The following is a 12,611-nucleotide window of genomic DNA, read 5'->3' on the forward strand; positions in this document are numbered from 1 at the left end:
TTGTAGTCGTTTAGGCTATAAACCTCCGCTGATAAAGTGAGCAGTTTAGAATGATGCGCTTTTTCTTCTTATTGTTAAGACGCTCATTAGTTGCAATTCAATCCAAAATTGCATCGGCAAAATATTGCTTATTAGTGAATCGTGCATTTATTTTGTCTTGATCACATTTTATTAACCTTTTGCGATCTAGGCGTGCAACCTTCTCCTCTTCAATGAGCAAGATCTTGCTCATTACTTTGCTATCAAATCAGCATGATTTTGCTCATTTTTGATGTCTTTCAGCTCTTAGTTCAATAAATACAAAGGGTTAAAAGTTGGCATTTCAATTGCTCTAGGGAATGTGTTGTTAATAAAGGTTTAACATGATGTAAATCCCCAATCGTGAAACGACTACACGGAGAGTAATAATGAAAATGAATAAGCTGGTAAAAGCTTTGGCTGTCGCTGTGACTTCTTTTGGTATTGCTGCTAACGCTGCGGCAGAAGATCGTAGCTATATTCTTGCAACGGCATCGACAGGTGGTACTTACTACCCTGTGGGCGTAGCGTTGGCGACGTTAAGCAAAGTGAAGTTGGCACCAAAGCACCACTTCTCCCTTTCTGCAATCAGCTCTGCGGGCTCTGGTGAAAACGTTAAACTGCTGAATGAAAACGAAGCACAGTTCGCGATTCTACAAGGTCTTTACGGTGCGTGGGCTTGGTCTGGTGAAGGTCCTTATGAGAAGAGCGGTCGCCAAGAACAACTGCGCTCAGTCTCTATGCTTTGGCAAAACGTTGAGCACTTTATTGTTCGCTCTGACCTAGCAAAAACGGGCACAGTGACTGATCTGAACAACCTAGATGGCAAGAAGTTCTCTATCGGTAAGAAGAACTCAGGTACTGAGAACTCTGGTCGCCAAATCATGAAAGGTCTGAAGGTCGACCCTGATAAATTCAATCTTGCTTACATGGGTTACGGCGGCAGTGCGAGCGCACTTCAAAACGGCACCATTGACGGCATGAACACGCCTGCGGGTGTACCTGTTGGTGCGGTCACTCAAGCTTTTGCTGCGTTGGGTAAAGACATTTCGATTCTTTCGTTTACTGACGAACAAATCAAAGAGGCGAACGGCAATTACAACCTATGGACGAAGTACGAGATCCCAGCGAACACGTACCCGGGTCTAGATAAGCCGATCACCACCATTGCACAGCCTAACTTCTTGGCAGTTCGTGAAGATATCTCGGAAGAAGACGTTTACCAGCTAACCAAAGCGATCTACGAGAACCTGCCTTTCCTACAAGGCATCCACAAAGCAACAAAAGCAATGGCGATTGAGAAAGCGATCGCTGGCTTGCCAGTGCCTCTTCACCCAGGTGCGGCGCGTTACTACAAAGAAATGGGCATCGAAATCCCATCAGATCTAATGGCGAAATAACGCCTACTTCGCCCCGAGTTTTGGCTCGGGGCATTTTATCCCTACCGATTTCTAAGATGGAAAAAGCCGCCAGAGCTTGGAGTATGAGATGAGCGACTCAATAGAAAAGGAATTGCAGAAGTTTGAGCTGCCCACGCGCACTGATTTTCCGTGGGTAACCACCACAATTACAGTGTTTGGCGTGGTGCTGTCTGCTTTGCACATTTGGTTTAATACCTTATCGACGTTACCAGAGTTATGGATTTCCGCGACCCACTTTGCTGGCTTTGCGGTGATTTGTGCGCTTTGGTATCCGGCTCATATCTCTCTCAAGCAGAGTAAGATTGCACTCGGTATCGATGTGTTAATTGCCATGGGCGCGGTCGCATGTTTACTCTATATTCCCTATGCCGAAGATGCGCTGTATGAACGTGGTGTTAAGTTCGTGACCAGCGATTGGGTCTTCGCCATCATGGCAATTCTGATTGTGATTGAGCTGATCCGACGCACCATGGGCTGGTTTATTCCAGTGCTGATTGTGGTGTGTTTAAGCTACGTTGTGCTTTGGGGTAAGTGGGCGACAGGTATTTTCCATTTCCCGGGTTTGAGCATGGAAACTTTGCTCTACCGTAGCTTTTATTCTTCTGAGGGCATGTTTGGCTCTATCTCGCGCATCAGTTGGACTTTCGTATTCATGTTCATTCTGTTTGGTGCGTTTCTCGTTCGCTCTGGTGTCGGTGATTACATCATCAATGTGGCACGTGCTGCGGCTGGCAAAATCATTGGTGGCCCCGGTTTTATTGCGGTGATTGGCTCCGGTTTGATGGGCTCAGTATCTGGCTCTAGTGTGGCAAATACGGTTTCAACCGGTGTTATCAGTATTCCTTTAATGCAAAAAGCGGGTTTCCCTTCGCGCTTTGCGGCGGGTGTTGAAGCTGCAGCGTCAACAGGTGGTCAGTTGATGCCACCAGTGATGGGGGCGGGTGCTTTCATCATGGCGTCTTACACGCAAATTCCTTATGTCGATATCATCGCGGTTTCTTTCATTCCTGCTCTTATCTATTTCTTGTCTGTTGCGTTCTTTGTGCGCATTGAAGCCAAACGCAGCGGCGTTCAAAAAATCACGACCAGCGATGAATCTCTATTGAAAGTGTTGATCAGCGGTTGGCACAACCTTATCCCACTGGCGGTATTGGTCACTTTGTTGGTTCAAGGTTTTACGCCAACTTACGCTGCGGGCTTGTCGATCATTTCAGTGGTCGTGGCTTCTTGGTTCTCGAAAGATCACAAGATGGGACCAAAAGCGATCATCGAAGCACTTTCACAAGGCGCGAAAAACATGGCGACAACTGCCGTGTTGCTGGTGGGTATTGGTCTGGTGATCAATGTGATCAGCACAACGGGTATCGGCAACACGTTCTCACTGATGATCGACGGTTGGGCGAATGGCGACTTGTTCATCATGATCGTTTTGATTGCGCTCGCTTCTCTTGTTTTAGGTATGGGTTTACCTGTGACAGCGGCGTATATTGTATTGGGTACACTGTCTGCCCCTGCGCTTTACAAGTTAATTGCCGAAAACCAATTGCTTGAATTGATGGTGTCAGGTCAATTGCCTGAACAAGCAAAAGCCATCTTCATGTTGGCGGCGCCAGAAAAGCTGGAACTGCTTAATGCACCAATGGCGTTGGAAACTGCGAAAGAAATGGTGGCGCTAGTACCTGCGGACTTTATGGAAACCCTACTAGAGCAAAGTTTGGGTATGGAAGCGGTAGGCTTGGCGTTGCTGGCTGCTCACCTCATCATCTTCTGGTTATCGCAAGACAGCAACGTTACGCCTCCAGTGTGTTTGACCGCATTTGCAGCAGCGACCATCGCTAAAACACCGCCAATGCGCACTGGTTTGATGGCATGGAAAATTGCCAAAGGTTTGTATCTTGTACCGCTGTTGATTGCTTATACAGGCTTAGTCAGTTGGGATGTGACGTCAGTGATTACCGTGGGCTTCTTTGCCATCATCGGTACCTATGCATTGATTGGTGCGATTGAAGGCTACTTGGAAGGTCCTCTAAACATTCTGACGCGTCTCTTGTTGGTAGTGGTAGGTACATTGCTAGTTTGGCACGACATCCCAATGTTGGTTCGTGTGGCAAGCTGCGCGGTATTTGTCGCGGTGTTCATTTACAGTGGTCGCAAGTTCAAATTGCAACAATCTCAACTATCGGTTTTATAAGAGGTCGTATGAAATCAGTCTATGACTACATCATTGTTGGTGGCGGTATCGTTGGTGTGTCGACAGCATGGCAACTACAGCAACGTCATCCAGACAAATCCATTTTATTGGTTGAGAAAGAGTCCGGTTTTGCCCAGCACCAAACCGGACACAATAGCGGCGTGATTCATGCCGGGGTGTACTACGCACCGGGCAGCTTAAAAGCGGATTTTTGTAAGCGTGGGGTAGAGCGAACCATTTCGTTCTGCGCCGAGCACGATATTCCGGTGGAGAACTGTGGCAAGTTACTGGTTGCGACCAATGAGCAAGAAGTCGAACGCGTGAATGCCCTCTATGAGCGCTGCCATGTCAACGGCATCGACGTAAAGCTACTCGATGAAGTGCAACTTAAACTGGCTGAACCAAACATCACGGGATTGGGCGCGATTTATGTCAAAACCACCAGTATTGTGGACTATCGTTTGGTCACTGAGCAGATGGCGGAAGAGTTCAAAAAGCTCGGCGGTCAAATCAGCTTGAGAACCAAAGTGGTGGCTGCCGAAGAGAAGGATGAAGAAGTTCAACTGACCTGCATTTCAGACGGGCAAACCATGCAACTTAATACCAAGTTCTTGGTTACTTGCAGCGGCTTGATGGCGGATCGCATGACTAAGATGATGGGTATTCCAACTGACTTTCAGATCATCCCTTATCGTGGTGAATACTACCGCTTAGATAGCAAACACGACCAAGTGGTGAATCATCTTATTTATCCAATTCCCAACCCTGATTTGCCATTCTTGGGCGTCCACCTAACGCGTATGATTGATGGCAGTGTGACGGTTGGTCCAAATGCAGTGCAAGGCTGGAAGCGAGAAGGGTACGACAAGGTTAATTTCAGCCTGCAAGATACCATGCAAATGCTCAGCTTCTCCGGCTTTTGGAAGGTGACAAAAAAGCATCTAAAAACCGGACTGGATGAGTTTAAGAACTCTTGGTGGAAGCCGGGCTACCTCAAGTTGGTCAACAAATATTGCCCTAGTATCAAGGTAGAAGATCTCAAACCATATCCTGCGGGTATTCGTGCACAAGCCGTGTTATCCGATGGCACCTTGGTTCATGACTTTTTGTTTGCCGAGAGCGCAAGAAGCCTACACGTTTGCAACGCACCCTCACCCGCAGCGACATCTGCAATGCCGATTGGGGAGTACATTTGCGATAAAGTGAATGAGAAGATAGAGGCAAAAACCGAGACGGTTTAACAGTAAAAAGCCAAACTAAAAGTACTCCAGACTCTATTTGTTGGGTGATTAGTGTCGGGTGTGCCGGAAGTTTGGCTTTTACTTTGGTGGTTGGATTACTTCCTTCTTATGATATTTGGATTTATTAGGAGAGGGATGGATGAAATTAGGTTTAGCCAATTACAACGTAGGTGTTGTTAAGCATGATCCTGCATGTCGACAGGATTTTGCACGCAGCCGATCTGAACTGGCGTTAGTGACGGAGATGATGTCAACTCAAATCGAGCATATTGGCAGTACTGCCATTTTGGATATGCCTGCCAAACCTATTATCGATATGGTACTAGGTATTGCGCACTTTCCTCATGTTTCTCTAAAACTTTCTTTGATGGAACAAGCTGAAATTACCATCGAAAAATATACGGATGCTAAGGCAAACTTCGTACGTAAAGTCATAGATGAGTTGAAGACAAAATGAAGAAACGGCTTGGATTCATTTTACTTTGTAGTGCATTTCATTCTTTTGCGTATCAACTGCATGAGCGCGACGAGAGCTATGTATTAATTGGTCATGAGCTCAGTGCTGGCTATATCGTTTATGTACCAGGCTCTATGGAAGCAGAAATTACCAATGTGTTTAAATTTGATTGTGAAGGCAGTCGTGTTGAAGCTGTGAAAATTGGTAGCGAGATTAATAACGCTGCGACATATGGCGAGCATCTCCAATACTATTTCTTTCTCGTGAGAGATCATCAGTTTCACGTTCCTCTAAGAATTATTGAATCTTTTAAAACGGTTGATAAAAAGTCAAAAGAGGTTCTATCAGAACATTTACCTTTCACAAAAAATGATGACCTTGGGTTAGCTTGTGATTTAGTTAGGCCTCAGGTTGAAAGCTATTACTTTTCCCAAGCTTTTGAAGCGATACCTAAACATACCAACAATAAAGGCGACTGAATCAGTCGACTTTATTGTGTCGGCTGTAGAGTCGTAGTGTCTATTGCTATTTAGGGCAGAGTTCGCCTTTCTTTGCGTGTCTTTCGATCATGTAATCGCCTCGGGCACTGTGCAATACAATTGCATTCCAGACTTGACCATCTTGCAACTCGAACTCAAACGCATAATGGGTGCCGCCGACCATTTTCGTTCTCACCTCATGAATTGCTTTCAATTTATCATCGGCATTCATTTGATAAAGCACCATGTTAAGTGAACGTCTGGCGTCAGGAGTTGCTTCGGCAAGTCGCCAACGGCCCTGCTCGTCTGTTGCGGAGCAAATAGACCGCATTTTACTTTTAATGGCGGATGACATCTGCTTGTCTACGGCCAATGCATTTGGTGAAAACAGTGGAACCGTCAAAGGAATCAAAGTTACCAGAAACCGCTTTAAGGTCATAAAAACACTCCGTTGTTTTACTCTTGCTTGAGTATAGACCTCAATGGCTTCAGATGTGGTGCAGTAGACTCTGGGCCTACAATATCGCAGTTCGTATCAACGAACTGATGATAAACAAGGCGACCACGCTTACCAGCCAAATGCCAATGAACCACAAAATGGGTTTTAGTTTCATCAGTGATATCCTTCTCCACGTTTCATCTTGCCGCGGAAAACCCAGTACGAATAAGCCGTGTAGGCTATGATCAGAGGAAGTAATACCACCGCGCCGGCAAGTAAAAATGCCAAACTTTTGTCTGGCGCGGCGACGTCTTGATAAGTGAGTGCGAATGGGACCAAGTAAGGGAATGTACTGACACCGAAACCCATCGCGGACACAAGAAACAGGCCGATCGCAAGAACGTAGGCTCGGACGGCTTTGTGGTCGAGTAAGGCTTTGAATAGCTGCCAAATGAGTGCCGCTGCAATAATTGGTAATATGAAAAACAGTAGTGAGTTTGGTAATGAGAACCAACGTTCAAAGACGATATTTTGGCTCAATGGCAGCCACAAACTGGCGATAAATATACAGGCTACCATCGCTAGTCCCCATCGTCGCGCGACCACGTAATAGCGCCCCATCAGCTCTTCTGGAAGCTTGATTAATAACCAGCATGAACCGAGCAGGATATAAGCACAAACAAGCGCCAAGCCACAAAATACGCTAAATGGTGAAAGCCAATCAAACCATCCACCTGCGTATGCTCGTTCACTAACCTCTATACCTTGGAGCAGGGTTCCGAGCATAATGCCTTGCATCAATGCTGCGGTGAGTGAACCAATGAAAAAAGCGCTATCCCATAAAAACTTTCCGCGTTGTGTTCGGAAGCGATACTCAAAAGAAACCCCGCGCAGAATTAATCCGAGCAGCATTAAAATCAGAGGAGCATAGAGTGCTGGCATAATGACCGCGTAGGCGAGGGGGAACACGGCAAAAAGCCCACCACCGCCAAGAACTAGCCAAGTTTCATTCCCATCCCAAACAGGAGCGATGCTGTTCATCATCATGTCGCGCTCTTCATCGTCATTAGCGCTGAGGAATAGGATACCAATACCGAGATCAAAGCCATCTAACACGACATAAATCAGAACGGCGAGCCCAATCAAAGCGTACCAAATTAATGCGTAATCCATGAGTTAGCTCCTAGGTTAGATGGTTAGAATGTGTGATGGCATCAGTTTTCGTGCCATCAGGAAGTCGGCTATCTAGACCTTCTTCATATCGAGTTGGAGACTTGCGCATCAAACGTAGGAGATAGAAGAAGCCAGCTCCAAAAACCACAAAGTAAACCACGATGAACGCCGTCAGGGAGACGCTCACCGCGGCGGCATCAATAGGCGATGCCGAATTGGCTGTGGTTAAAAGACCGTATACGGTGTAAGGCTGTCGACCTACTTCGGTAGTTATCCAGCCTGCTAAGACTGCAATGAACCCCGCTGGGGCAAACAGCACACAAATACGTTGAAGTGCCCTCGAATCAAAAAGTTTGCGACGTTTTCTTAGCCAAAGGCTCCACAAACCAATAACAAGCATGCCAAAACCAAGCGCGACCATGACTCGGAAAGACCAGAAAACGATAGAGACAGGAGGGTGTTCCTCCTCTGGAAAAGCATCTAATCCCTTCACTTCACCGTTGAGGTCATGAGTTAAAATCAAACTACCGAGTTTGGGGATTTCCAGTGCGTATTCCATGCGTTTTTCTTCATCGTTAGGGATACCGAAGAGGATCAATGGCGCGCCTTGGTGAGACTCATAGTGCCCTTCCATCGCGGCGACTTTGGCGGGTTGATGTTCAAGGGTGTTTAAACCATGCATGTCTCCAGCAACGATTTGAATTGGTGTCACGATGGCAGCCATCCACATTGCCATCGAGAACATAATTCTGGCTAGAGGGTTATGGTTTGCTTTTAGTAAGTGATAAGCGGCAACGCCGGCTACAACAAAGGCAGTAGTAAGGTAAGCGGCGAGCAACATATGAACGAGCCGGTAAGGGAAGGAAGGGTTGAAGACAATCGCCCACCAGTCTTCTGGGATAAACTGTCCGGCTTCGTTGATACTGTAGCCCGCTGGTGTTTGCATCCAACTATTAACCGAAAGTATCCAAAACGCAGACAAAAACGTCCCGAATGCAACAATACAAGTCGCGGCGAAGTGAAGCTTCTTACCCACCTTATCCATACCGAAAAGCATCACGCCTAAAAACCCCGCTTCGAGGAAAAACGCAGTAAAAACTTCATAACCCATTAGCGGGCCCAGGATTGGGCCTGTTTTGTCGGCAAACACGCTCCAGTTAGTACCGAATTGATAGCTCAACACGATGCCACTCACCACACCCATACCAAAACTGATGGCAAAGATTTTGAGCCAGTACTTATAGATTTGCATGTACTGTTTGTTGCCCGTTTTTAAGTACAAGCCCTCTAATACAGCGAGATAACTTGCCAAACCAATCGTAAAAGCTGGAAAAATAATGTGGAAAGAGACAGTAAAGGCAAATTGGAATCTAGCTAGGTCAATGGCGAGTGTGTCCATGAGCGGTCCCTTTTTCGTTGGATAAACTGTTCGCCGGATTTAAAGAGGAGACAGAAGAGTGGCGAACAAGGTGAAATACGAAGAAGGAAGACGAAGAGATTAAAAAACGATCGCTTTTTACACATGTGCGTACCATCTTTTAAATAAAGGAGGAGCGTTATGAGCCTTAAACATTACTTTGAGAAAGCGACACCTAAGTTTGGTCCAGGTGGGAAGTATCACAAGTTCTACCCACTTTTCGAAGCTGTCGAAACCATTTTTTACACGCCTGGTAAGGTAAACCAGGGCATGACTCACGTTCGAGATAGCATCGATTTAAAACGTATTATGATCATGGTGTGGCTGGCGGTCTTCCCTGCCATGTTCTGGGGTATGTACAACATAGGCCAGCAAGCGAGTGATGCCTTGTTGTATGGAATGGATCAAGCCTCAGCTCAGCAAGCGCTTGTTTCTTCATGGCAACTGAGTTGGGTATGGGGCTCGTTAGATGCGGTTTCACAAGCGGGGTGGGGAAGTAAAATGTGGCTTGGTGCTACTTACTTTCTTCCAGTTTATGCGACGGTGTTTATCGTTGGTGGTTTCTGGGAAGTTCTGTTTGCTATTGTGCGAAAGCATGAGGTAAATGAAGGCTTTTTTGTCAGCTCTATACTCTTTGCGCTGATCCTTCCTCCGACAATTCCACTATGGCAAGCGGCTTTAGGTATCACTTTCGGTATTGTTGTGGCGAAGGAGATTTTTGGTGGTACTGGACGAAACTTCCTAAATCCAGCTTTAGCAGGGCGCGCGTTCTTATACTTTGCCTATCCTGCCAACATGTCCGGTGGTGCCGTGTGGGTCGCGGCTGATGGTTACTCTGGCGCTACTCCACTTAGTCAATGGTATGAAGGCGGGCAAAGTGCTTTGATAAATAATATGACAGGACAAACAATTTCATGGGGAGATGCTTTTGTTGGTAATTTACCAGGCTCGATGGGTGAAGTCTCCACGTTGTTGATCGCACTAACAGGCTTGGTTCTCATCTTTATGAAGATTGCATCGTGGAGAATTGTTGCGGGCGTGTTGGTCGGTTTAATCGGATCTTCATTACTATTGAATGCGATCGGTTCAGACTCTAACCCCATGTTCTCCATGCCGTTCTACTGGCACTTCGTGATTGGTGGGGTTGCGTTTGGTACCTTCTTTATGGCGACAGACCCTGTCTCGGCAGCTTTTACCAATAACGGGAAATGGGCATACGGACTATTAATCGGCGTGATGACGATTTTTATCCGAGTGCTGAACCCGGCTTATCCAGAAGGCATCATGTTAGCTATTCTATTTGCTAACTTATTCGCGCCACTTTTCGATTACCTAGTCAAAGAAAGTAATATCAAACGCAGAATGAAAAGGGCGAGACCTTCTTAAAATGAGGGTGACCTCACTGAAAATTGATTGAAAACTGCACTATATTGAAAAGGTCAGAGACATGGGGTTTCTGACTTTTTATTTTTATCAGGAGGACGAAGACGATGAGAATAAAGGATATTCTCGATAGCCGTTTGGTGCTGTCGTTCTGGTATAACCTAGACTACTGCTTGTCTCTTCTTAGTAAAATCTCTTCTCGTTGATTTCCTCAATGCAATCGCATTGAAAAGCATTCTATCTATTTGTTTTTTAGTCTTACGTGAAACTGCGTAGGGCAATGCGTATAAGGAAATTAACAATGAAACGTATTCCAGAACCTTTCCGTATCAAAATGGTTGAGCCAATCAAAATGACGACTTTGGCAGACCGTGAAGTCGCGTTAAAAGAAGCGGGCTATAATCCATTTCTTCTTCGTAGTGATGATGTTTATATCGATTTGCTGACTGACTCTGGCACTGGTGCCATGAGTGATAATCAGTGGGCTGGCATCATGATGGGGGATGAATCCTATGCGGGGAGTCGAAATTACTACAACCTGTGTGATGCAGTGGAGCACTTCTTCGGTTATAAGCTCACCGTGCCTGCACACCAAGGGCGTGGTGCCGAGCAAATTTTGTTCCCAGCTTTGATTGAGCGTATGCGTCAGGTGCGTGGTGGCGAAACGCCAGTATTTATCTCGAACTACCATTTTGATACCACAGCGGGTCACATTGAACTCAATGGCGGTAAAGCGATTAACGTGGTAACGGAAGAAGCATTCGACACCACTACGCCTTATGATTGGAAGGGCAATTTTGATATCGATAAGCTGGTGGCAACAATTGAAGCGCACGGTTCGCATAACATTTGTGCAATTATCACCACGATTACTTGTAATAGCTCCGGTGGTCAGCCTGTGTCGATGGAAAACATGCGCAGTGTGTACGAGATTGCAACCAAGTACGATATTCCAGTGGTGATTGACTCGGCTCGTTACTGTGAGAACGCCTACTTTATCAAGCAGCGTGAAGCGGGTTACGAGAATAAATCGATTCTGGAAATCATCCGTGAGATGTACCAGTACGGTGATATGCTCACCATGTCAGCTAAGAAAGACCCGATGGTAAACATTGGTGGCATGTGTTGTATTCGTGATCATAAGGAGTTGTTCCAGGCGGTGCAGACGCGCTGCGTACCCATGGAAGGATTTGTAACATACGGCGGCATGGCTGGGCGTGATATGGAAGCGCTCGCTCGCGGTTTGTATGAAGCCGCGGATGAGGATTTTCTTCACTATAGAATTAGCCAAGTTCAATACTTAGGTGAGCGCTTACGTGAAGGCGGTATTCCGATTCAATACCCAACGGGTGGTCATGCGGTGTTTGTGGATGCCGCTAAGATTTTGCCACATATTCCAGCGGATCAGTTTCCTGCGCAGGTATTGTGTAATGCTTTGTACTTGGAAGCGGGTATTCGAGCAGTAGAGATAGGATCGTTGCTGCTTGGTCGAGATCCGGAAACGGGTAAACAAAAAGTGTCAGAGCTTGAGTTGATGCGTTTGACCATTCCACGTCGTGTCTACACAAACGATCATATGGATTACATTGCGGATGCGATTATCGAACTGAAAAATCGTGCACATGAGTTAAAAGGGCTCACTTTCGAGTACGAGCCACCAGTGCTGCGCCACTTTACTGCTCGATTTAAAGAGATCGATTAACTCAAGTTTAAATCTAGATAAGCAAAAGGCCGCGAGTTTCGCGGCCTTTTTCGATTCGTTTATTTCTTAGCGTTACACTTACGCCAACTCTAATGTGATGCGAACGAACTGGTCGTCTTGATACTGCACTTCATAATTGAAGGTACCACTGGCGTAAATGCTGCCAAGAAAAAGTGAACGTTGACTCATTGGTCCGCGGAACAGCATCGAAATAGGAGCGATTAGGGCGTTATTATCATCGAAGTGCTGATTTAAGTTCTCAGAAAGCACACACAGCAAACAGCCGTGTTGGTCGTGAGATAAGTCGACGTCTTCCGGTCGAGATAATAACACGGTAGCCCCCAGTTTCTTCTCAATCTCGTTGATCAGCAGCAAGTAGCTATCTAGATCGGGTTGAGGGTTGCTGGGTTTGTCTGCACCGACGCAGCGCTCGAGTAATGCTTCCAGATTTCCGTTCTCACCTTTTGCCTGCTGAGTCAAAGATTTTAACGGCTTTTTAATCAGCTTATAGCGATTACTCTTCAGTTTTGGTTTCAGCCATTTCTGAAGTAAGTCATTACGTTCTTTAAGGGAGAGGCCATGCGAGGACGCGTGAATTTTAAAGTGCAGGTGTAATAAAGCGTGAACCGCAAGCTCACTCAGAAGTTGATTAGCATCTGTAGACTGTCTTGCCTGCTTAGAACTTTGCAT

Annotated in this window: 11 protein-coding genes; 7 read left to right on the top strand and 4 right to left on the bottom strand. The window is 46.2% G+C overall.

From position 1 onward, the window contains the following. The first annotated feature begins 407 nt into the window (after positions 1-407). From R7Q41_RS14475 to R7Q41_RS14495, 5 genes are all read left to right on the top strand, one after another. Positions 408-1,418, top strand: a complete 1,011-nt coding sequence (locus R7Q41_RS14475; protein WP_005374185.1) for a TAXI family TRAP transporter solute-binding subunit — start codon at positions 408-410, stop codon at positions 1,416-1,418. A gap of 88 nt (positions 1,419-1,506) precedes the next feature. Further along, on the top strand, positions 1,507-3,630 hold the full coding sequence (locus R7Q41_RS14480; protein WP_009705104.1) for a TRAP transporter permease: 2,124 nt from the start codon (positions 1,507-1,509) through the stop codon (positions 3,628-3,630). Between the two features lie 8 nt (positions 3,631-3,638). After that, complete coding sequence (gene lhgO, locus R7Q41_RS14485; protein ID WP_318144545.1) at positions 3,639-4,871, top strand: L-2-hydroxyglutarate oxidase; 1,233 nt, start codon at positions 3,639-3,641, stop codon at positions 4,869-4,871. A gap of 139 nt (positions 4,872-5,010) precedes the next feature. Then, entirely contained in the window at positions 5,011-5,328 is a 318-nt protein-coding gene (locus R7Q41_RS14490; protein WP_033906247.1) for a GrpB family protein, read from the top strand. Continuing rightward, a complete protein-coding gene (locus R7Q41_RS14495) occupies positions 5,325-5,807 on the top strand; it encodes a hypothetical protein (protein ID WP_033906248.1) in 483 nt (160 codons plus the stop codon). Before R7Q41_RS14490 ends, R7Q41_RS14495 begins: the two co-directional genes overlap by 4 nt. A 46-nt stretch (positions 5,808-5,853) precedes the next feature. Here R7Q41_RS14495 and R7Q41_RS14500 read toward each other — a convergent pair whose 3' ends face one another. The 3 genes from R7Q41_RS14500 to R7Q41_RS14510 form a co-directional block, all read right to left on the bottom strand. Beyond that, the gene (locus R7Q41_RS14500; RefSeq protein WP_005374176.1) at positions 5,854-6,246 is read right to left on the bottom strand and encodes a hypothetical protein; all 393 of its coding nucleotides are present in this window, start codon (positions 6,244-6,246) and stop codon (positions 5,854-5,856) included. Between the two features lie 174 nt (positions 6,247-6,420). Further along, positions 6,421-7,419 (bottom strand): cytochrome d ubiquinol oxidase subunit II, encoded by a 999-nt coding sequence (gene cydB / locus R7Q41_RS14505; protein ID WP_005374173.1) that lies wholly within the window; start codon positions 7,417-7,419, stop codon positions 6,421-6,423. A 10-nt stretch (positions 7,420-7,429) separates the two neighbouring features. Continuing rightward, a complete protein-coding gene (locus R7Q41_RS14510; protein WP_017635517.1) occupies positions 7,430-8,818 on the bottom strand; it encodes a cytochrome ubiquinol oxidase subunit I in 1,389 nt (462 codons plus the stop codon). Positions 8,819-8,977: 159 nt separating this feature from the next. On the opposite strand from R7Q41_RS14510, the gene R7Q41_RS14515 reads away from it, so the two are divergent. Both R7Q41_RS14515 and R7Q41_RS14520 read left to right on the top strand, forming a co-directional pair. Continuing rightward, the gene (locus R7Q41_RS14515; protein WP_318108250.1) at positions 8,978-10,222 is read left to right on the top strand and encodes an NADH:ubiquinone reductase (Na(+)-transporting) subunit B; all 1,245 of its coding nucleotides are present in this window, start codon (positions 8,978-8,980) and stop codon (positions 10,220-10,222) included. 298 nt (positions 10,223-10,520) lie between these two features. After that, positions 10,521-11,921 (top strand): tryptophanase, encoded by a 1,401-nt coding sequence (locus R7Q41_RS14520; protein ID WP_053307136.1) that lies wholly within the window; start codon positions 10,521-10,523, stop codon positions 11,919-11,921. A 78-nt stretch (positions 11,922-11,999) separates the two neighbouring features. Here the strand turns inward: R7Q41_RS14520 and R7Q41_RS14525 are convergent, their stop codons facing one another. Next, complete coding sequence (locus R7Q41_RS14525; RefSeq protein ID WP_318108248.1) at positions 12,000-12,611, bottom strand: DUF2913 family protein; 612 nt, start codon at positions 12,609-12,611, stop codon at positions 12,000-12,002.

The organism is Vibrio sp. 2096, assembly GCF_033339595.1.
GTDB lineage: Bacteria > Pseudomonadota > Gammaproteobacteria > Enterobacterales > Vibrionaceae > Vibrio > Vibrio alginolyticus.

Excerpts from the sequence above, each read along its gene's own strand:
- R7Q41_RS14480 (WP_009705104.1), top strand. The coding sequence starts at position 1,507 with ATGAGCGACTCAATAGAAAAGGAATTGCAGAAGTTTGAGCTGCCCACG.
- R7Q41_RS14490 (WP_033906247.1), top strand. The coding sequence starts at position 5,011 with ATGAAATTAGGTTTAGCCAATTACAACGTAGGTGTTGTTAAGCATGAT.
- R7Q41_RS14475 (WP_005374185.1), top strand. The coding sequence starts at position 408 with ATGAAAATGAATAAGCTGGTAAAAGCTTTGGCTGTCGCTGTGACTTCT.
- R7Q41_RS14510 (WP_017635517.1), bottom strand. The coding sequence starts at position 8,818 with ATGGACACACTCGCCATTGACCTAGCTAGATTCCAATTTGCCTTTACT.
- lhgO (WP_318144545.1), top strand. The coding sequence starts at position 3,639 with ATGAAATCAGTCTATGACTACATCATTGTTGGTGGCGGTATCGTTGGT.
- R7Q41_RS14515 (WP_318108250.1), top strand. The coding sequence starts at position 8,978 with ATGAGCCTTAAACATTACTTTGAGAAAGCGACACCTAAGTTTGGTCCA.
- R7Q41_RS14500 (WP_005374176.1), bottom strand. The coding sequence starts at position 6,246 with ATGACCTTAAAGCGGTTTCTGGTAACTTTGATTCCTTTGACGGTTCCA.
- R7Q41_RS14495 (WP_033906248.1), top strand. The coding sequence starts at position 5,325 with ATGAAGAAACGGCTTGGATTCATTTTACTTTGTAGTGCATTTCATTCT.
- R7Q41_RS14525 (WP_318108248.1), bottom strand. The coding sequence starts at position 12,611 with ATGCAAAGTTCTAAGCAGGCAAGACAGTCTACAGATGCTAATCAACTT.
- R7Q41_RS14520 (WP_053307136.1), top strand. The coding sequence starts at position 10,521 with ATGAAACGTATTCCAGAACCTTTCCGTATCAAAATGGTTGAGCCAATC.
- cydB (WP_005374173.1), bottom strand. The coding sequence starts at position 7,419 with ATGGATTACGCATTAATTTGGTACGCTTTGATTGGGCTCGCCGTTCTG.